Annotated in this window: 21 protein-coding genes; 8 read left to right on the top strand and 13 right to left on the bottom strand. The window is 44.0% G+C overall.

The annotated features are described in order from the left end of the window. Positions 1-103 precede the first annotated feature (103 nt). Both V6M43_RS01155 and hisS read left to right on the top strand, forming a co-directional pair. Positions 104-601, top strand: a complete 498-nt coding sequence (locus tag V6M43_RS01155) for a low molecular weight protein-tyrosine-phosphatase (protein WP_332732214.1) — start codon at positions 104-106, stop codon at positions 599-601. Beyond that, positions 601-1,980 carry a histidine--tRNA ligase gene (hisS, locus tag V6M43_RS01150; RefSeq protein WP_332732213.1) on the top strand — a complete coding sequence of 460 codons (1,380 nt, stop codon included), beginning with the start codon at positions 601-603 and terminating at the stop codon, positions 1,978-1,980. Before V6M43_RS01155 ends, hisS begins: the two co-directional genes overlap by 1 nt. Here hisS and V6M43_RS01145 read toward each other — a convergent pair. Both V6M43_RS01145 and V6M43_RS01140 read right to left on the bottom strand, forming a co-directional pair. Beyond that, complete coding sequence (locus V6M43_RS01145; RefSeq protein ID WP_332732212.1) at positions 1,947-2,396, bottom strand: hypothetical protein; 450 nt, start codon at positions 2,394-2,396, stop codon at positions 1,947-1,949. The two genes, hisS and V6M43_RS01145, sit on opposite strands and share 34 nt — an antisense overlap. Before the next feature lie 97 nt (positions 2,397-2,493). Then, complete coding sequence (locus V6M43_RS01140; protein WP_332732211.1) at positions 2,494-2,955, bottom strand: hypothetical protein; 462 nt, start codon at positions 2,953-2,955, stop codon at positions 2,494-2,496. A 180-nt stretch (positions 2,956-3,135) separates the two neighbouring features. Here V6M43_RS01140 and rlmN point away from each other — a divergent pair, with 180 nt between their 5' ends. From rlmN to V6M43_RS01120, 4 genes are all read left to right on the top strand, one after another. Further along, positions 3,136-4,182: a 23S rRNA (adenine(2503)-C(2))-methyltransferase RlmN gene (gene rlmN / locus V6M43_RS01135; RefSeq protein WP_332732210.1), complete on the top strand. Its 1,047-nt coding sequence runs from the start codon at positions 3,136-3,138 to the stop codon at positions 4,180-4,182. Between the two features lie 77 nt (positions 4,183-4,259). Continuing rightward, complete coding sequence (locus tag V6M43_RS01130) at positions 4,260-4,787, top strand: hypothetical protein (RefSeq protein WP_332732209.1); 528 nt, start codon at positions 4,260-4,262, stop codon at positions 4,785-4,787. A gap of 152 nt (positions 4,788-4,939) precedes the next feature. After that, positions 4,940-6,073, top strand: a complete 1,134-nt coding sequence (locus V6M43_RS01125) for a pseudouridine synthase (protein WP_332732208.1) — start codon at positions 4,940-4,942, stop codon at positions 6,071-6,073. A 24-nt stretch (positions 6,074-6,097) separates the two neighbouring features. After that, entirely contained in the window at positions 6,098-6,814 is a 717-nt protein-coding gene (locus V6M43_RS01120) for an RluA family pseudouridine synthase (RefSeq protein ID WP_332732207.1), read from the top strand. Between the two features lie 73 nt (positions 6,815-6,887). On the opposite strand, the gene V6M43_RS01115 is transcribed toward V6M43_RS01120, so the two are convergent. The 7 genes from V6M43_RS01115 to dinB all read right to left on the bottom strand — a co-directional run bounded on the left by V6M43_RS01115 (position 6,888) and on the right by dinB (position 14,246). After that, the gene (locus V6M43_RS01115) at positions 6,888-8,258 is read right to left on the bottom strand and encodes a Gfo/Idh/MocA family protein (protein ID WP_332732206.1); all 1,371 of its coding nucleotides are present in this window, start codon (positions 8,256-8,258) and stop codon (positions 6,888-6,890) included. A gap of 18 nt (positions 8,259-8,276) precedes the next feature. Beyond that, entirely contained in the window at positions 8,277-8,876 is a 600-nt protein-coding gene (locus V6M43_RS01110; protein WP_332732205.1) for a 3-keto-disaccharide hydrolase, read from the bottom strand. Positions 8,877-8,947: 71 nt separating this feature from the next. Beyond that, the gene (locus V6M43_RS01105) at positions 8,948-9,991 is read right to left on the bottom strand and encodes an endonuclease/exonuclease/phosphatase family protein (RefSeq protein ID WP_332732525.1); all 1,044 of its coding nucleotides are present in this window, start codon (positions 9,989-9,991) and stop codon (positions 8,948-8,950) included. Positions 9,992-10,036: 45 nt separating this feature from the next. Further along, positions 10,037-10,933 (bottom strand): hypothetical protein, encoded by an 897-nt coding sequence (locus tag V6M43_RS01100; RefSeq protein WP_332732204.1) that lies wholly within the window; start codon positions 10,931-10,933, stop codon positions 10,037-10,039. A gap of 83 nt (positions 10,934-11,016) precedes the next feature. Beyond that, on the bottom strand, positions 11,017-12,177 hold the full coding sequence (locus V6M43_RS01095) for a metal-dependent hydrolase family protein (protein ID WP_332732203.1): 1,161 nt from the start codon (positions 12,175-12,177) through the stop codon (positions 11,017-11,019). Positions 12,178-12,390: 213 nt separating this feature from the next. Then, complete coding sequence (locus tag V6M43_RS01090) at positions 12,391-13,029, bottom strand: peroxiredoxin (protein WP_332732202.1); 639 nt, start codon at positions 13,027-13,029, stop codon at positions 12,391-12,393. 53 nt (positions 13,030-13,082) lie between these two features. Beyond that, the gene (gene dinB / locus V6M43_RS01085; RefSeq protein WP_332732201.1) at positions 13,083-14,246 is read right to left on the bottom strand and encodes a DNA polymerase IV; all 1,164 of its coding nucleotides are present in this window, start codon (positions 14,244-14,246) and stop codon (positions 13,083-13,085) included. Between the two features lie 67 nt (positions 14,247-14,313). Here dinB and V6M43_RS01080 point away from each other — a divergent pair, with 67 nt between their 5' ends. Together V6M43_RS01080 and V6M43_RS01075 are read left to right on the top strand one after the other, a co-directional pair. Next, complete coding sequence (locus V6M43_RS01080; protein WP_332732200.1) at positions 14,314-14,904, top strand: Crp/Fnr family transcriptional regulator; 591 nt, start codon at positions 14,314-14,316, stop codon at positions 14,902-14,904. Between the two features lie 66 nt (positions 14,905-14,970). Continuing rightward, positions 14,971-15,549: a DinB family protein gene (locus V6M43_RS01075; protein WP_332732199.1), complete on the top strand. Its 579-nt coding sequence runs from the start codon at positions 14,971-14,973 to the stop codon at positions 15,547-15,549. Here V6M43_RS01075 and rimM read toward each other — a convergent pair. The 4 genes from rimM to V6M43_RS01055 all read right to left on the bottom strand — a co-directional run bounded on the left by rimM (position 15,537) and on the right by V6M43_RS01055 (position 18,976). Beyond that, positions 15,537-16,052, bottom strand: coding sequence for a ribosome maturation factor RimM (gene rimM / locus V6M43_RS01070; RefSeq protein WP_332732198.1), 516 nt, complete (start codon positions 16,050-16,052; stop codon positions 15,537-15,539). The genes V6M43_RS01075 and rimM overlap by 13 nt on opposite strands. A gap of 64 nt (positions 16,053-16,116) precedes the next feature. Further along, positions 16,117-16,497, bottom strand: a complete 381-nt coding sequence (gene rpsP / locus V6M43_RS01065; protein WP_442902309.1) for a 30S ribosomal protein S16 — start codon at positions 16,495-16,497, stop codon at positions 16,117-16,119. A gap of 176 nt (positions 16,498-16,673) precedes the next feature. Next, positions 16,674-18,008 (bottom strand): signal recognition particle protein, encoded by a 1,335-nt coding sequence (gene ffh / locus V6M43_RS01060; RefSeq protein ID WP_332732197.1) that lies wholly within the window; start codon positions 18,006-18,008, stop codon positions 16,674-16,676. 92 nt (positions 18,009-18,100) lie between these two features. After that, positions 18,101-18,976, bottom strand: a complete 876-nt coding sequence (locus V6M43_RS01055) for a sigma-70 family RNA polymerase sigma factor (protein WP_216593796.1) — start codon at positions 18,974-18,976, stop codon at positions 18,101-18,103. Positions 18,977-19,250: the final 274 nt, after the last annotated feature.

Raw genomic sequence — 19,250 nt, 5'->3', positions numbered from 1 at the left:
GGTTCATTTATCCGGGAGAGGCAAGTTAGGAAAAATAATAATCAACTGCTGAGATGCCTCCTGAAATGGAATCCATAAAACAATCTACCTTATTTTTGCGGGCATGAAGATTCTGATGGTCTGCCTGGGCAATATTTGCAGAAGCCCGCTGGCGGAGGGTATATTGAAGCAAAAGGCCAGTGAGGCGGGGTTGAACTGGACTGTTGAAAGTGCAGGAACCAACGGCTATCATGTTGGCGAAGCCCCTCATCTCCTGTCTCAAAAAGTAGCAAGGCTGAATGGGATAGACATCAGTGGTCAAAAGGCCAGAAGGTTCAGGCCTTCAGATTTCCATCATTATGACTTGATTTATGCTATGGCCTCAGATGTAATGGATGAAATCAAACATATTGCCCGGCATGAATTTGACCCTACCAGGGCAGACTTGTTATTAAATGTGCTGGAACCATCCTGCAATAAGGATGTGCCTGATCCATGGTATGGCACTGAACCCGGATACCATTCTGTTTATGCCCTTATTGAGAGCGCCTGCGAAGAAATTATAAGAACAGCAGTGAAAAAGAAAACTATCAACCAACAAATTTCAAACCCCAATCCCTAATGTCCAAGCCCTCCCTTCCTTCCGGAACCCGCGATTTTGGCGCGGAAACCGTCCGTAAAAGGAATTATATCTTCAATACAATCAGGCAGGTTTTTGAAACATATGGTTTCCAGCCCTTGGAAACTCCTGCCATGGAAAATCTTGATACACTGATGGGAAAGTACGGTGAGGAGGGGGATAAGCTGATTTTCAAGATCCTTAATAATGGACTGAATGATCCCAAAAACGCCGATCGCTCCAGGGCGGCATTCGATCAGGTAATGTTGGGAAAAAACGATAAGAACCTTACGGAAAGGGCTCTACGTTATGACCTTACCATTCCTTTTGCCCGGTATGTGGCCATGAATTATGGGCAACTAACCCTTCCCTTCAAGAGGTACCAGATACAGCCGGTATGGCGGGCGGACCGGCCCCAGAAAGGTCGTTATCGCGAATTTTACCAGTGTGATGCTGATGTGGTGGGTAGTAATTCTCTGATGAATGAGGTGGAACTCACTGCCATATATGCCACCGTTTTCCAACGTCTTGGAATAAAAGTGGAGATCAGGCTCAATAACAGAAAGATCCTGGCGGCACTGGCGGAGCATTGTGGAGGCTCTGATAAGATGGTTGATATCACTACAGCCATTGACAAACTTGATAAGATAGGCCTTGAGAAGGTGAACCAGGAGCTTGCTGAGCGGGGCCTAAGTCAGGAACAGATCAATAGCATAAGCAAATACCTTGCGGTAAACGGAAGCAATGAAGAAAAACTGAAACAGGTTGAGGAACTGCTGGGCCAGTATAATGAGGCAAAAGAGGGAATCAGGGAGTTGGAATTTGTACTGGGTTATCACCAACCTGACACTGGAAATCGGGAATCAGCATCCATAATACTCGATTTCACCCTTGCACGTGGACTTAATTATTACACCGGTATCATTTACGAAATCAAGGCGCAAGGAGTACAGATGGGAAGTATTGGGGGAGGTGGCAGATATGATGATCTGACAGGATTATTTGGAGTACCAAATGTTCCTGGTGTGGGTATCAGTTTTGGTGTTGACCGTATTTATGATGTGATGGATGAACTGGGTTTATTTCCTGCAGGAGTTCATAATGGAACACAAGTTCTATTCTTTAACCTCGGCGAGATGGAAAGTCGCCGTGCATATACACTCATGCAAGAGCTCCGGAACAAGGGCATACGCTGTGAAATCTACCCTGAGTCGGCAAAATTCGACAAACAGTTTAAGTATGCAGACAAAAAATCAATTCCCTTTATCGTGATCCTTGGCAGCAAGGAGCTTGAAGAAGGGAATTGCGTTGTAAAGGATCTCGGCCGGAGTATTCAGGAAACAATTACTCAGTCGGCGCTTTCGAGCTTTGCTTTTGAATGATTTGTGCTGGCTACTATATGAAGAGATGGCTGTAACCGAACTTTCCAGGTAAAACCTGTACCATTTTTATCTTTTTCACCGTCCAGAATATAACCCATCGCTTCAATATGAATAGCTATGACCTGCTTGGTAGTATCGTTTCTTTTAAAGCTGGCAGTACCACTGAAACTCGTTATTTCGAAATTATCTCCCTCTGTGTGAACCATTGGGGATGAACCGGCTTCTGAGTTCATAGTAAGCGCCGAAAGGCTATCTCCCACCACTTCTACATGCGGAACAACACTTCCTGCAGGAAAGGAGTATTTACCGATAAAATCAATATGGGTTGGCACTGGCTTTTTGGTACTGTCCTGCTGAGCCATCAGATTTGAAAAGGTGGTAATGAAGTAGAAGCATAAGAGCAATTTAATTTTCATATAACAAGTGTTTTCTACAATTTAGGGATTTGGCATTTATTATTGAATGCAACTATACAAAAGGCCTTCCAAAATGATGGAAGGCCTCCTGAAATCTTCAATTGCCGCATTTGACGGTTTTGACCGATTTATTGAAAAGATCCAGCCGTTTTGGATCAACATCAGAAAAACCCACGACAAATCCGTCTTTTAATGTTCGGCGCCAGTGGGTGCCTTCTGCACTTGTTCCAGCACCTTCACCACCCATCCTGGCTAATAGTGCGGTCATTACATCGGCACTCTTTTCGATGGTGGGCACCGGGTTAGTGGAGATCTCTTTACATGCAATAAAAAAAGAGGCACCATCCGGATAGTTGAAGGTACGTACCATGTAGCCCTCCTCTTGTTTTTGATGGTTTTCAGACAAATAGCCATCCGGAACTTTAACAATAAGCCGGCGTTCTTTGGAACCTTCGTCGTAATCGTGCTCAAGCCGGTGCGATTGGGCAACCATGCATGAGGTTCCACCGGCCAATGTGGCAAGCAAAAGGCAGGTGAAAAGGGATGTTCTTGTAAACATAGTATAAGGCATTTGGTGTACCATCAAGTTATGAACAGTCTCAGGCAGCATAAAGTGAAATATGGATAAGTGTAACCTACTAGATAATTAATCTGTGTTAAAGTTTTCTCAATGCCCGAAACCCGACTGTCATGAATTGTACATGAAGCTGCTGCAATTAAACATACATATCTTTGCGCCATGGTAACAATGGGGAAGAAGAATATCAGGCAATTATCGAAGGAGGAGCTTGAGAGTTATTTTGAACAGCTTGGCGAGAAAAAATTCCGGGCCAGGCAGGTGTACGAATGGCTCTGGGCGAAGCATGTGAGGAGTTTTGAAGACATGACCAACCTAAGCAAAGAGCTTAGGGCAAGGCTAGCAGAACATTTCAGCCTACCGGCTCTCACCCATGATGTTACCCAGCACAGCGGTGATGGAACAGTTAAAAGCCGGTTTCGCACTTTCGACAGCCATCTTGTTGAAGGGGTACTTATTCCAACCGATGATCGCAAAACTGCCTGTGTTTCTTCCCAGATTGGCTGTTCACTCAGCTGTAAATTCTGTGCGACAGGCTATATGGATCGCAAGCGTAATCTTGAATTTGATGAGATCTTTGACGAAGTGGTTCTTATCAATGAACAGAGCGAAAAAGTATATGGCAAGAAACTGACTAATATAGTCTTCATGGGAATGGGCGAACCATTACTAAATTACAAGAATGTATTAAAAGCCATTGAGATGATCAGCTCTCCGGAAGGATTGGGCATTAGTGCACGTCGCATTACTGTTTCCACTGCCGGTGTTGCCAAAATGATCAGGCAATTAGGGGATGACAAAGTGAGGTTCAAACTAGCTCTCTCCCTGCATGCCGCCAATGATGCAAAGCGTCATGAGATCATGCCCATCAATGACACAAATAATATACGTTCACTCATTGATGCTTTAAATTATTTCTACCAGCAAACTGGAAATGAAATCACCTTTGAATATATACTTTTCAAAGATTTCAATGACTCTATTCAGGATGCTGATGAACTGGTAAAACTTTACCGACAGGTACCCGCCGATCTCATTAATATAATTGAATACAATCCTATTGAACTGGCATCTTTTGAAAAGCCCGATGAAGAGAAGACCATGGAATTTATGCGGTATCTCGAGAAGCACCGGGTAAATGTTCGTTTGCGTCGGAGCCGGGGAAAAGACATCGATGCCGCTTGTGGCCAGTTGGCAAATAAAGGCTGAAGGCATTAACATTACCTTTTAACAAAAGCATTAAACCTGTAACAGTTCCTGGGGTCTATGTATCAAATGCATAGCATATGAAAAGAATACTGACAGTTTTAGTGATGGGAATGAGCATGCAGATGGCCATAGCCCAGGACAGTGGTCATGAAGGCATGCACCATGGAAAACGTGAAGGTGGCCGCATGAAAGGAATTGAGTTAACGGAAGCCCAGAAAGTTAAAATCGATGCTTTGCGAAAAGAGCACAAGGCGGAAATGATGGCTATCCTGACCCCTGAACAGCGTCAGCAACTTGAGAAGCAAAAGGCCGAGCGCTCTATGAAAAGGCATAAAATGTCAGGAGCGAGGATGGAGAAAATGAAGACCCAGCTGAACCTGAGTGCAGATCAAAGCGCTAAAATGGAGCAACTTAATAAGGATTTCAAATCCAGGGCCGACCTCATAAAAGCCAATGAAACACTTGCACAGGAAGAGCAACGCAAGCAAATGAAGGCGCTGGCAGAGGAGCATCGCAGCAATATCAAAGCAATTCTTAGCCCCGAACAGCAGGAAATAATGAAAAGGGTGAGGAAAGAAAAAGGTCCGAAAAAAACAGTCAAATAATTACGACACACCCTATGCGCCTGGTTCACCGGAAGTTTATGAGGTGAATGGTGGCGACTCCGAACGCTCGTAAACCTACAAAAAGGCAGCTTTAACAGCTGTCTTTTGTATTTTTGCAGCCATCCCTGTTGAAAAACAGTAAATACAAAAATATGAAGCAACCCAAAGGGTTCGAGAAATTCGCGAACAAAAAGAAAGCGGGTACCGTGAAGGAACAGTACCGCAAAGAAAGAAGGGAAGAGAAAAACGAGCGATCATCTGCCATTGATCAGCGTTTTGATGAAAAGCGTAAAGAGCGTTCGAATCAGGCAGAAACCCCAAAGGGCCATTTTCCCCGAAATGCGCCTGCGCCGGCATCCAAATCAGGTTTTAAAAAATCTTCTACTCAGGCTGAAAGGTCAGCCCGTTATGATGCATCTTCTGATAAACCCATGCGGCCGGTTGCTCCGGCATCAGGAAGGTCGTCCACAAAAAGGACAGCCATCCCACTTGAAAAAAATATAGCAGCTGATAACATGAGTTATCGGGATCGTGATCCCAACCTTCAATCAGCAGGCGCACAGATGCCCCTTAATAAATATATTGCCCATTGTGGTATATGTGCACGCAGAGATGCTGCTGCCCTGGTGAAAGAAGGTGGTGTAACCGTAAATGGCAAACCAGTTACCGAGCCGGGTTTTAAGGTGACAGATAAAGATGAGATCAAGCTCAATGGAAAAAGAATAACTATTTCAAAGAATCTTGTTTATATCTTGTTGAACAAGCCTAAGGATTATATCACCACAACTGAAGATCCTCAAGGCCGTAAGACAGTACTTGATCTCATAAAGACTGCTACAACTGAGCGGGTTTATCCTATTGGGCGACTCGACCGCAATACCAGCGGCGTTTTGCTTTTTACCAATGATGGCGATCTTGCCCAAACCCTCTCCCATCCAAAGCATGAGGTTAAAAAGATTTATGAGGTAACCTTAGACAGGCCGCTTACAAAACATGATTTTGATACAATAGCAAATGGCATTACTCTTGAAGATGGTTTCGTAACGCCGGATGCTATGGGTTATGCTGATCCAAAAGATAAAACCGTGATCGGGATTGAGATACACAGCGGAAGGAACAGAATCGTCCGCAGAATCTTTGAACATATGAAATATGATGTTCGTGGCCTCGACAGGGTGATGTATGCAGGTCTTACTAAGAAGAACGTAACCCGCGGTAAGTGGCGATTCCTTAATGAAAGAGAAGTACGCCTGCTTAAGCATTTCAACAAAAGTGCGAAAAAATAATTGACTTCTCAAGGAAGGAATCGAATGAAACATAAACTGGAGATACTATCCGAAACGGATGATTATGTGGCTATCAATAAACCAGCGGGACTATTATCAATTCCCGACCGCGAACAGTCAGAGCCATCCCTGAAAGATATCCTAATTGCACGCTACGGTTCAATTCTGACAGTGCATCGTCTTGATAAGGAAACCAGCGGTGTGATTGTGTTTGCAAAGAATGAAACAACACACCGTTTTTTATCACAACAGTTTGAATCACGAGCCACCGAAAAATTTTATAATGGCCTTGTACTTGGCAGGGTATATGAAGAAGAGGGTATCATTGATGAACCTATTGGCGAACATCCGGCAAAGAAAGGCCTGATGACTGTTGTGAGGAAAGGAAAGCCATCAATTACGGCTTTCCGTCTGCTGGATGCCTTCTCACAATACAGTTGGCTGGAGTTTAAGATTCTTACCGGGCGTACACACCAAATCAGGGTTCACATGAAACATATGGGCCACCCAATAGTATGTGACCCATTATATGGTGATGGCAAACCAGTTATGCTCTCCTCGATAAAGAAGAAATATAAGTTAGGTAAAGATGTATTGGAAGAGAAACCTTTGCTGAACCGACTTGCCCTCCATGCACGAGAACTCCGCTTTACAGATATGGCCGGCAATACAGTATCGCTAGAAGCACCTGTGCCCAAAGATCTCAGGGCTGTTCTTCAGCAATTGGGAAAGCTCACCTAAGGTGTCTGACACATGTTAAGTATACGTTCGAACATATATTCGAACAAGTTCCTAACATGTGTCAGACACTTTACTATTTACTCTTTACCAGTTCCATTTTCTCAGGATTCCACAACATGGCTTTATCCTGATGATAACTGTCATTGCATAATAATGCAGGGGCTGCTGCCCGGTATCCGAACACAGCGTCTTCCACCACTTTCCCGTTTTTCCTGATTGCTTCAAAGAAATTTACGAAATGGTCATATGGGCCACCCTCGTATCCTTTTTCTGCCTTGAAAGTATATTCCTCAGGTGGGAGTATACGCTTACGGCCTGTAATGGGTGTGCCGGCTTTTTTCATTTGTTCAATGAAGAAAGGATCATCCGATTCAACAGCCTTATTTCTTTTGAGTGTTACATCATCCCATGTTATATCCATGGAACCTTCGCTTCCTACAAGTTTCAAAAAAGTAGTGCCGCTGGTTCCATCAACAAAATTGCATCGGAGAGAAAGATTGAATGCGGGATGTGCTTTGGCCTGGGGATAATCAAAAGTGCCAAGCAATACATCGGGTACTTCGCGACCATCCTTCCAATAACGGAGTCCACCAGACGAATATATTTTTTCAGGACCAAATGAATCAGTTATAAAGTGCAGGCTGGAAAATAAGTGCACAAAAAGATCTCCTGACATACCCGTACCGTAATCGGTATAATTGCGCCAGCGGAAAAAGCGGGTCTTGTCGAATGGACGTTTTGTTGTATTGCTGATAAACGCTTCCCAGTCAACTGTTTCTGGAGATGCGTCAGCCGGAATTGGATATTGCCATGCACCGGTTGGAGAATGTCTTGCCCAAAAACCTTCAGCATAATTCAATTCTCCAATAGCGCCATCTTTAAGTAATTCCTTTGCCTTTTCATTACCCAGGGAGGATACCCCCTGGCTACCCACCTGAAAAATTTTACCGGTTTCTTTCTGCGCCTTAATTACAGCCGGCCCTTCACCAATGGAATGTACCATTGGCTTCTCACAGTAAACATGTTTACCTGCACGCATCGCATCAATAGAGATTTGCTGGTGCCAGTGATCGGGCGTGGCAATGATCACCGCATCTATATCTTTGCGGCTGAGCAATTCCTTATAACTGCGGGTGGTGAAAAGATCAGCACCCCAACGTGTTTTTGCTTCAGATAGCCTCCCCTTATACAGATCACATACACCAACCATCTTGGTACCAGGCACTCGTAAAGCAGTTATTGCGTCCTGCACACCCATGATGCCGGCACCAATCAGGGCAATATTTATAGTGTCATTGGCTGCATACCCATTACGGTGCAGAATATTGAAAAATGCAGGTTCTCTTTCTGTTGCCAGTACTGCCTGGCCTGTAGCAAGGGCAGCAGTTGCAGTAGCAAAATTCCGGATGAATTTCCTCCGGGAGGCATCTCTTTTGTTTGACATGCTTATAATTTTTTCGGGTTAATTCAATTCCTTGATCTCGATTTTTTTCCATCTAACCTTTATACCACCACCATCGTGGATCTGCAAGGCAATAAATCCATTACCGGCTCCTATTTTTTCATCTTTTATATTGACCATTTTATACCCATTTAACCAGGTGGTCACTTCATCATTCACAACAAGGATGCGCATTTGATTCCATCCTTTTGCATCCAGAAATTTTTCGGCTACAGGTGTAGGTTTGATTAACCATCCCCTTCCGTACGATTCATAGATACCCCCTGTGTGATGATCGGGTGGAGCCACTTCAACCTGCCATCCGTTGATTTTTGTACCATCAATACTGGAACGGATGAAAACGCCACTGTTCCCATTTGCTTCGAGTTTGAACTGAAGCCGCAATTCAAAATTTTTGTATTGCTTGTCGGTAGAAAGGTATCCATACTGTTTATCGGGACCACTTTCACACACCAGGTTTCCATCCTCTACGTACCATTTTTCGGTACCATGGATATTCCACCCACTTAGGTCTTTTCCATTAAATAAAGATTTGAATTTTTGTGCCGTCGTAACTGATGAAATGAAGAGTACGAGCAGCAATAAAGCTGATTTTTTCATGGCTATAAATATTAATTGAAACTACTGAGGAAAGCCCAGATATGTTACCTGATTTTTGTCATATACTTCCATCATTGCGGCTTAGCAGCTTTTTCAATGGCCTCCTTTTTTTCAGAAGGATCGGCTTGAGGCTCTTCCTGAATATTCTTCAAAACAGGTTTGTATTCGAAATGACTCACTATGGCATAATGGTCTGATCCGTTCTTGGGCAGCCGTTGCATATTTATCAGACCAAAATCAGCTGAGCAGAAAATATAATCCAGCGGGAAACTGATGAACCAGCTTTTAGCTGAAAAGGTACTATAGAAGCCGCGTCCCCGTCTTGGATCAAGCAGTCCGCTGGTTTTGCGGAATAATTCAGTTACGTAACTCCAGGCCACATCATTGAGGTCACCCATCACCATTACCGGCAGTTTTTCCTTTTCTGCCCGAAGTGCCACTTTCATCAGTTCTTTGTCTTTTGCGGTTGATCGGTCATCTTCACCTGGTACGGGTGGCTTGGGATGGAGCCCCCATATTTTTATACGCTGGCCTGAAGGCAACACCGCAATCGTTTCAACAGATGGCACCTCCGGATCTACCAGATAATTTATCTTCCCCCCTTCCAGCGGCATTTTACTATAGAATAATAATCCATAGGTATTGTCCAATGGCATTTTGAGGGTATGGGGATATGCTTTATTCAATTTTTCATCCATTGCATCCTGCCATTTGAGGTCTGTTTCAAGGAGAAAAATGATATCGGGATCATGTTCCTTTAGTTGTTGATAAAGGCGGTCATATGCGTTATTCTCCTGCAGCACGTTTGCACATATAACTTTCACCTGATTGGCTCTGTTTGTGGAGGCGATATCTTTCATTTCCTTTTCGGCAAAAGGCCAGTAAGGCCATATGCGGTATGCGAGGTAAATGATGGAAAGTGCCAGCAAGATCATGGTGGAGACATGGAACCAGTTTCTGTAATCTCCAAACCAGAGAAGGGCAGCAAAAAATGGAAGCAGGAGGAGGAATTTTTGGTACCTGGGATATTCAAAGATGCGAAAGATCCAGTAGTCATCCCTTACAAAGGGTAACACTACGGCTATTATAAGGATCCATGATATGACAAGTAACACTCTCAAGAGGAGTGGAAGATAATAAATCTGGCCAATCGGTTATATCTATTGTTTAGGTTTTGAATCCAGTGGTGCTCCTACTGCAATATCGCAACGATGACCGGGTTGGCCATGTTTGGGATTCATTCCTGCAGCAGTAGATTTAGAATCGGTTGTTCCGGGAGTTGTAGATGATGTAAAGTTTGTATTTGCAACGGTATCATTACCAAGGGCAGCCAGGGGGGCGGGTAACGAGTTTGCAACCGGGGTTGTTGTTGTTGTTGCTGCGGGGGTGGATTTCGAAGCACTGTTTAACGGGGCTCCCACAGCAATATCGCAACGGTGGCCTGGCTCTCCGTGCTTAGGATTCATACCGGAGGCGGTTGATGAATTTGAATTAAGTTTTATTGGACTGGAATTTATTTGTGTATTTGTAACAGCAGGTGAGCTGCTTGAATTTGTTGTAGGGGATGAATTAAGTGGTGCCCCAACAGCAATATCGCAGCGATGGCCAGGCTCTCCGTGTTTTGGATTGAGTGCCGAGCCTGATGAAGCTGTAACAGGAACCTGCTGGCCAGTACCAGGTGCATTCAGGGACACTGTTGAAGAAGCCTGCGTGCCGTTTAGACTGGCAGCAGGAGTAGCAAAAGACCTCAGGTTTGGAGCAGTTACACCGGGCAATGCAGGTAATGCACTAGTGGTGGAACCGGTTCCGGGAAGTGGTTCACCTACGCCGATATCACAGCGATGGCCGGGCTGACCATGGGCGGGGTTTCGTTTAGCGGTGGCAACCGGACCTAATGCAGGCACAGCTGCATCAGATGAAGGGGTTATTCCAGCAGTTGTAGCAGGAAGGGCTGGAACTGATGAATAAGTTGAACTGCTGCTATCAGGAATGGATTGATCACAAGCCATAAAAAACAATGCGATCAGTGTGGTGGTACAGAGGGAAACCTTTTTCATACAAGAGGTTTAGGACTGACAAATTACAATAAATTATATGGAAAAGGAAATCCAGCCTGAAATTAGTTGCGCCGGCCAATCATCTATTCCCCTTTGTAAACATTTCCCTCTTTCATAACAAAACGCACCCTCCCCATGGATCTGACATCTTTTGAGGGGTCACCTTCTACAGCGATGATATCCGCAAGCTTCCCTTTTTCAATGGCCCCTAACTGGTTGGTCACCCCCAGTAATTCAGCTGCTGAAAGGGTTGCTGAACGAATGGCTTCCAATACAGGCATTCCAGCTTCATTCATGTAAACAAATTCCAGCCAGTTTTTACCATGTGCGTAAACCCCTGCATCCGTACCGAATGCAATTTTAACCCCTGCTTTATAAGCTTTGGCAAAAGTTGATTGGATCTGCGGGCCCGTTGCCAGTGCTTTAGGAGTTACGATATCTGTGTAATAGCCGGGAATCTTAGCGCTATCCCCAACCGATTTACCTGCGGTAATTGTTGGAACATACCAGGTTCCGAATTCTTTCATGAGGGCAATTCCTTCATCATCCATAAAGGTTCCATGTTCAATAGAATTTACTCCCCCCCTGATAGCGCGTTTGATGCCTTCTGCACCATGTGCATGTGCCGCCACCATATAGCCATAATCTTTTGCGGCTGTTACAATTGCCTTTACTTCTTCTACGGTAAACTGAGCATTAGCACCATCTTTCGCCTGGCTCAAAACTCCACCAGTGGCTGTGATCTTAATGAGATCAGATCCGTCTTTGTAGCGTTGGCGAACGGCCTGGTAGGCATCTGATGCGCCGTTAATTACACCTTCCAACGGACCCGGATTGCCCATCAGGTCTTTCCGGTAACCATTTGTGGGGTCAGCATGTCCGCCTGTAGTCGCGATAGATTTTCCAGCAGTGAATATCCTCGGCCCTTTCACTTTTCCTGCTGCAATAGCATTACGTAGTGAAATATTAACTCCTGAGCCTCCCAGATCACGAACTGATGTGAAACCCGACATCAATGTAATCTCCGCATATTGAAGCGATTCAAAAGCAATATCAACAGGGTTCTTGATAAATCTGTCAGCTGTTGCCCCTTTTCTTGTTTCACTCTCCATGTGCACGTGCATATCTATAAGGCCCGGCATCACTGTAAATTTCCTCAGATCAATAACCTTATCTGATGCAGTACCTTTTGTATAACCCGTAACAACATCCGAAATCTTTTTTCCCTCTACTACTATGGTCATCGAAGTGAGTATTTTACCGGAATTAACATCAATCAATTGTCCACAATGAAGCAAAGTCTTTTGGGCTTGCAGACCATTTAGTACAAATAAAAGTAGCAGAAGCAGGGAGTATTTTCTCATAACAGCAATTGGTTTCTTGTAATACGTAACTTACAAAAAAATACCCGGTGCCATGCATCCGGGTATTTTAAAATTGTAGATGACCATTTAGAATCAGTCCAGATCCGGCTGAGGAGTATAACGCAGATAAGGCTTTACCACCTTAACCCCCTTTGGAAATTTCCGGATTGCATCTTCAGTACTAACAGCAGGTACAACTATTACATCATCGCCGGCCTTCCAGTCAGCAGGCGTAGCAACGCTATAATCGGCAGTAAGTTGCAGGGAATCTATTACCCTTAATACTTCATAAAAATTCCTTCCTGTTGATGCCGGATAGGTTATTGATAGTTTGAGTTTCTTATCCGGTCCAATTACAAACAATGAACGAACGGTGGCAGTTGCTGATGCATTCGGGTGTATCATATCATACAGCTCTGCTACTTTTTTATCTTCGTCAGCAATGATGGGAAAATCAACCGTACAATGCTGTGTTTCATTGATGTCATTGCGCCAGCCAAAATGCTTATCAATCGGATCAACACTAACTGCCATCACCTTCACATTGCGTTTTGCAAACTCCTCTTTGAGTTGTGCAGTGCGTCCCAATTCTGTGGTACAAACAGGGGTATAATCGGCAGGATGCGAAAAAAGTACACCCCAGCCATCGCCCAGGAATTCATAAAAATCAATTTCTCCTTCTGTAGTTACGGCTTTAAAATTGGGCACCGTATCGCCTAATCGTAAACTCATATGATAATTTTTAAAACTTGATGGGATGCTAATTTAATAAAAACCTACTAGATTTATAGGTTTCTGTTTTTCAGTCCTCCTGCTTTATTGATACTTTCTTTCCCGAATTGATTCTTAACCGAATCAATTGCCTTGTATAGATCTGATTTCCGGTCAATGTCCTGGAAAAGATTGGTTTGCTTTGCTTCAGCAGTAAGTTCGCTTAACCGCACCCCTAAAAGCCTGACTGCGCAACCTTTGCGGTAAAGCTGCCGAAATAAAGCCCTGGCCTGTGGAATTAGTTCGTCATCATAAAAGGTATAAGGGATAGTTGTTTGTCGGGAGGTTGTTTCAAAATCAGGGTAGCGGATCTTAACGGCAATGCATCCTGCGAGTTTATTTTCCTGGCGAAGTTCATAGGCTATCTTTTCCGTCATCCTGACAAGTTCTGATTCAAGAAAGGATAGATCGGTAATATCTGTTTCATAGGTATTCTCCGTAGACACAGATTTGGCTTCCTGGTATGGATTCACCTCTCCCGAATGACGTCCATGAGCCTTGTTCCAAAGTTCTGGTCCCAATTTTCCCAGCTGACGGAGCAGCATATCGGGATTGGCTAAACGCAATTCGCGGATTGTTTCAATCCCCAATTGAAGAAGGTCACGATTTGTTTGATCTCCAACACCAGGAATTTTGCTGACTTTCATCGGGTCAAGAAACTCTACTTCTTTTCCTGGTTCAATGAAAAGATAGCCATTTGGCTTGGCTGCGTCAGTTGCGATCTTGGCGATCATTTTGTTGGCTCCCATTCCGAATGAGATAGGAAGTCCTGTTGTTTTTATGATTTGCTCCCTCAATTGCAGTGTCCATTCGATCGGCCGGAAAAATTTTTCCATACCAGTAAGGTCAATATAAAACTCATCTATCGATGCCTTTTCAAAAAGCGGGGCTGCCGAGCCAATGATGTCAGTAACTATTCTGGAGTACCGACTGTATTCCCCCCTTGTTCCGCTTACCACTTTAAGGTGTGGGCACATTCGGAGAGCGGTCTTCATAGGCATGGCAGAATGCACCCCATACTTTCTTGCTTCATAACTACAAGCTGCCACAACTGATCTGTCACTGCTTCCACCTACTGCCAGGGGCAGCCCTTTCAGTGAAGGATCATTAAGACACTCCACAGATACAAAAAATGCATCAAGGTCAAAATGAGCAATCAGTCGTGATGGGGATGACATAATCAAATGTAAGGGTGTGAAATGAAAAAAGTTATTTTGCAACCGATTTCATTAAATCTGACCAGAAGTGAAAGAGTTGAACGATCCTATTGAGATTATGCGGCGACAACTTACAGAACTCCATCCTGTAGGTGAAGAGGCTTGGGAGGAATTCAGCTCAATATGGGTACCGGTTACCTTTAAACGAAAATCAGTGATCACGGCTGCAGGTGAAGTGGAGAAATACCTATATTTTGTGACCGATGGTGTACAGCGTGGTTTCCACCTGCATGAACAGAAAGAAGCGACAATCGTTTTTACATATCCCTATTCCTTTTCAGGAATTATTGATTCCTTCCTTCTTCAGAAACCATCCCGATATTTCCTTGAAACATTAACAATGAGCAGCTTCCTGCGTGCACCGTATTCACTTGTTGAGAAATGCCGGCAACAACATCCTGCTATTGCTGAACTGATGTATAAAACGTTGACGCATACAGTGTCAGGTATCCTGGAAAGACAAATTGAGCTGATGGTTTATTCAGCCGAAGAAAAATTCCGCACCCTGTTAAAACGCAGCCCGCATATTTTACAGATCGTGCCTCATAAATACCTGGCATCCTATTTAGGACTCGACGCTACAACCTTTAGTAAATTGCTGGCTACAATCAGGATCTGAAAATCTTGGTCTACACCAAGATTCAGCATAAAAGGAGAATTTAGTTTTGGTTTCAAATAGAAGTATATGAAACATTACAATAGCAGTAACCTGATTAATTCGTTAAAAGAGGATTCTGTTTTGTTGCTTGAACAAATAGAGCAGATTGTAAATCACACTCCCATCGAATTACTTGAATCCAATGACGGACCGGGCAGGTGGAACACTTTACAGGTATTGGAACACCTCAATAGTTATTACCGGTATTATATCCCAAAGATGACGGAACTCGTAGAAAAATCGGTGACGGCACCTTCTGTATTCTTTACCCCAGGTTTGTTGGGTGGTTATTTTACCCGATCAATGATGCCAAAAGATGGAGTTGTAAAGAACAAAATGAAGGCAATGAAAGGGCATTCCCCAAATGCCCAACTCAATAGTGAAAATGTGCTAAGTGAATTTCTGCAATGGCAGAGAAAATTGATATTGCTGATTGGTAAGGCGGAAAATATTGACCTGAATGCTATCAGGGTACCCGTTTCCATAGCCCCATACCTTAAGTTAAAATTGGGTGACATGCTCATGTTTATAGTTGCCCATAACAAGAGGCATTGGGTGCAGATTGAAAAACTACTGGAAAGGTATCCAGCTCATCAGTCCATATAAATATCCAATAGTCCATCCGGTATATCAAGTACCACTTCTTTCTTTTTCTGGTCAATCTTGAGGAGTGTATCCGGATGAACCGGAATAAGAGCTTCCTTACCATTCAGATCGATGCGGCAGAGCACCTGGTGAGGTTGTTCAATGACTTCGAGTATCTCACCAATATTTTTCCCATCAGAAATTATATGAAATCCAAGTAATGATATTGGAGATGATTTAGATGCATAGCGATGGAAATCTTCTTCCGGCAGCCAAACTTCTTTCTGTGAAAGTTTCTGGGCAGCTTCACGGGTGAGCACACCATCCAGTTTCAGATATATCTCCGATTCATTTTTTGCTCTTGCCTCTATTATGAAATAAGGCAGGAATTCTCCTTTTCGCAATTCCAGGAAAATGATCTCAAGTCCTTTGAGGGCCGTTTTTTTGCCCAGGGCGTGTTTCAGCACAATTTCACCCTGAATACCATGAGTGGCAACTATTTTACCGATATTATTGTAGTGCATAAGGATTTCATAAAAAAGTCCCGATGCCAGGCACCGGGACTTTTATTTAGAGCTTTTTTGTCAATTACTCAGCAGCGCCGCCTTCCTGACGAGGTTGGGGTCTTCTGTTGGTAGTTGGATAACGGCGCACCTGGCGCTGTTGCCTATGCTCGTCGCTACGCTTCTTCAACTGAGCTTCATGTTCTTTGTGCCATACTTCAAATTTCTGCATAGCTGTAACATCATCGAACAAGCCCAGTTTCACGCCACGCAGCAGGTGCTTAAGGTACAATACACCTTTGAAAGACAGGATTCGGCGAACGGTATCAGTTGGTTCTGCACCCTTGTGCAGCCAATCGAGCGCGCGCTGGCGATCTAACTGAATTGACGCTGGAACTGTCAGGGGGTTGTAAGTACCGATCTTCTGGATGAATTTACCATCCCTCGGTGCACGTGCGTCCGCCACTACTATGAAGTAGAAAGGTCTTTTCTTGGAGCCGTGACGCTGCAATCTCATTTTAACTGGCATCGTAAATAAAAATTTAAATGCGTGAACAAATAGGGTTAACGTTGATAAGGACTGCAAAAGTAGCAATCCGGAGCTTATCTGCAAACTAAAATATTATTACCAAATGATGATATTTACCTGCGGCCCAATCCGCCTAAACCGGGCATCTTTCCACCCATTGGCATCTTATTCATCATTTTCATCATATCTTTCATCTGCTCGAACTGCTTCATGAACGCGTTCACATCAGCAATATCCTTGCCACTCCCTTTGGCGATACGTTTCCGCCTGCTTGGGTCAATGGTATCCGGATTTGCACGCTCAAAAGGAGTCATTGAATTGATCATAGCTTCAATCCCCTTGAATGCATCATCACTGATATCTATATCTTTTATAGCCTTACCTACACCCGGTATCATCCCAAGAAGGTCCTTGATATTTCCCATTTTTTTGATCTGCTCAAGCTGTTGCTTAAAGTCTTCAAAGTCAAACTGGTTTTTACGGATCTTTTTCTCCAGCTTCTTTGCCTGCTCTTCATCAAACTGTGCCTGTGCGCGCTCAACCAGGGTTGTAATGTCGCCCATTCCAAGAATTCGCTGAGCCATCCTTTCCGGATAAAAAACATCCAGTGTATCCAATTTTTCGCCGCTGCTTACAAATTTGATTGGCTTATTAACAGTGTACTTAATAGACAGTGCCGCACCACCGCGGGTGTCACCATCCAGCTTCGTAAGTACAACGCCAGAAAAATCCAGCCTTTCATTGAAGGCTTTTGCGGTATTTACCGCATCCTGGCCAGTCATTGAATCCACAACAAAAAGGATCTCGTTGGGATTTATGGCCTTTTTAATATTGGCCACTTCGGTCATCATTGTTTCATCAATGGCGAGTCGACCCGCTGTATCAATGATTACTACATTCTTATTAAGGCTTCGCGCCCGGGCCACAGCTTTTGTGGCAATATCAACTGCATCTTTATTGTCGGGCTCACTGAATACTTCAACGCCCACCTGTGCTCCCAGAACCTGCAGCTGGTCAATGGCCGCCGGGCGGTAAATATCCGCTGCAACCAGCATCGGGTTCAGTCCCTTTTTGTTTTTTAGATAGCTGGCCAGTTTACCACTGAATGTTGTTTTACCAGACCCTTGTAATCCTGCTATGAGGATCACTGCTGGGTTGCCTTTGCTGTTAAATTCACTTTCCGTTCCGCCCATAAGTTCTACCAGCTCGTCTTTTACGATCTTGACCATCAGCTGGCCGGGACTTACGGCGGTAAGCACTTTTTCGCCCATTGCTTTCTCCCGGATCCTGTCCGTGAATTCTTTGGCGATCTTATAATTGACGTCAGCATCAACCAGGGCACGACGGATATCTTTAACCGTTGCCGCAACGTTAAGCTCTGTTATCCGACCCTCTCCTTTTATCTGTTTAAAGGCCGATTCGAGCCTCTCACTTAATGATTCAAACATACCGGGTGTTTTATTCCAATTTGTAGCAAAAAAATAAGGTGAACTAAATGTTCACCTTAAAATGGATTGCAAATATACTTTAAGCAATTTGATTACACACCGAGGTATGTCCGCAACTGTTTAGACCTTGAATTGGTTTGAAGTTTGGTGATGGCCTTATCCTTGATCTGCCTTACCCTCTCTCTCGTGAGATTAAATTTTTCTCCAATATCTTCGAGGCTCATTGGATGATCTACCCCTATTCCAAAAAAGTAGCAGATAACTTCTTTCTGTCGCTCGGTTAGTACTTGCATACTCCGATCTATTTCCTGTTTAAGGCTTTCATCGTGTTCAATATTTTTGTCGGTGCGCTCAGCATTCGGATTCTCCATGGTATCCATCATGGTATTATCTTCCCCATCAGAAAGGGGTGTATCCATGCTTACATGCCTTGCTGAAATGCCAAGCGAAGCAGAAACCTCTTCGGTTTCCAGTTCCAGGTACTCAGCCAGTTCTTCAGGAGATGGTTCGCGTTCATATTCCTGCTCCAGCATTTGGTATGCCTTCTGAATGCGGTTGGTAAGCCCAACTTTATTCAATGGCAATCGAACAATACGACTTTGCTCCGCAAGTGCCTGCAGAATACTCTGGCGAATCCACCAGACTGCATATGATATGAACTTGAATCCCCTGGTTTCATCAAAACGCTGTGCCGCTTTGATCAACCCGAGATTACCCTCATTAATGAGATCGGGAAGTGATAGTCCCTGATTCTGATATTGTTTTGAAACCGATACAACAAATCGAAGGTTTGCCCGGGTCAGCCGATCCAGCGCGCGCTGGTCGCCCTGACGGATAAGATGGGCCAGCCGGACTTCCTCTTCCGGACCGATAAGTTCTACTTTCCCGATCTCCTGCAGATACTTCTCCAGACTCTGGGATTCCCGGTTGGTGATAGATTTAGTGATCTTGAGTTGACGCATACTCATAGGTGGTGGTTTGAGGTTTATTTTCTAAGGTTTGTGGTTCGGTATTGCTAAAACGAATAAATGAGTAAAATCTTGCATAAGCCTGTGTCACCCATTCCGGTCAACTCGTTACAGCAATTTAACATTAGCCAACGCCTTTTCCAAAAAAAGCTTGTGTAAAACGCTGCATTCCAGTGTTTTTACGGGGTTTTTGTATAGTTTCAAGGCCAGCTCCCTTTAACAAAAAATACTTCAGGTATTATTTTGCAGCGTCATATTATTTTCTATTATTGCA

This window comes from Flavihumibacter sp., assembly GCF_036676075.1.
Taxonomy (GTDB): domain Bacteria; phylum Bacteroidota; class Bacteroidia; order Chitinophagales; family Chitinophagaceae; genus Flavihumibacter.
The sequence above is the reverse complement of the archived record's forward strand: the minus strand, read 5'-3'. Positions and strand labels throughout refer to the sequence as shown.

Coding starts and splice junctions, on each gene's coding strand:
- V6M43_RS01130 (WP_332732209.1), top strand. CDS start 4,260: ATGAAAAGAATACTGACAGTTTTAGTGATGGGAATGAGCATGCAGATG.
- V6M43_RS01100 (WP_332732204.1), bottom strand. CDS start 10,933: ATGAAAAAGGTTTCCCTCTGTACCACCACACTGATCGCATTGTTTTTT.
- V6M43_RS01055 (WP_216593796.1), bottom strand. CDS start 18,976: ATGAGTATGCGTCAACTCAAGATCACTAAATCTATCACCAACCGGGAA.
- V6M43_RS01125 (WP_332732208.1), top strand. CDS start 4,940: ATGAAGCAACCCAAAGGGTTCGAGAAATTCGCGAACAAAAAGAAAGCG.
- V6M43_RS01155 (WP_332732214.1), top strand. CDS start 104: ATGAAGATTCTGATGGTCTGCCTGGGCAATATTTGCAGAAGCCCGCTG.
- V6M43_RS01120 (WP_332732207.1), top strand. CDS start 6,098: ATGAAACATAAACTGGAGATACTATCCGAAACGGATGATTATGTGGCT.
- dinB (WP_332732201.1), bottom strand. CDS start 14,246: ATGTCATCCCCATCACGACTGATTGCTCATTTTGACCTTGATGCATTT.
- ffh (WP_332732197.1), bottom strand. CDS start 18,008: ATGTTTGAATCATTAAGTGAGAGGCTCGAATCGGCCTTTAAACAGATA.
- hisS (WP_332732213.1), top strand. CDS start 601: ATGTCCAAGCCCTCCCTTCCTTCCGGAACCCGCGATTTTGGCGCGGAA.
- V6M43_RS01075 (WP_332732199.1), top strand. CDS start 14,971: ATGAAACATTACAATAGCAGTAACCTGATTAATTCGTTAAAAGAGGAT.
- rlmN (WP_332732210.1), top strand. CDS start 3,136: ATGGTAACAATGGGGAAGAAGAATATCAGGCAATTATCGAAGGAGGAG.
- rimM (WP_332732198.1), bottom strand. CDS start 16,052: ATGCACTACAATAATATCGGTAAAATAGTTGCCACTCATGGTATTCAG.
- V6M43_RS01145 (WP_332732212.1), bottom strand. CDS start 2,396: ATGAAAATTAAATTGCTCTTATGCTTCTACTTCATTACCACCTTTTCA.
- V6M43_RS01090 (WP_332732202.1), bottom strand. CDS start 13,029: ATGAGTTTACGATTAGGCGATACGGTGCCCAATTTTAAAGCCGTAACT.
- V6M43_RS01095 (WP_332732203.1), bottom strand. CDS start 12,177: ATGACCATAGTAGTAGAGGGAAAAAAGATTTCGGATGTTGTTACGGGT.
- V6M43_RS01115 (WP_332732206.1), bottom strand. CDS start 8,258: ATGTCAAACAAAAGAGATGCCTCCCGGAGGAAATTCATCCGGAATTTT.
- V6M43_RS01140 (WP_332732211.1), bottom strand. CDS start 2,955: ATGTTTACAAGAACATCCCTTTTCACCTGCCTTTTGCTTGCCACATTG.
- V6M43_RS01110 (WP_332732205.1), bottom strand. CDS start 8,876: ATGAAAAAATCAGCTTTATTGCTGCTCGTACTCTTCATTTCATCAGTT.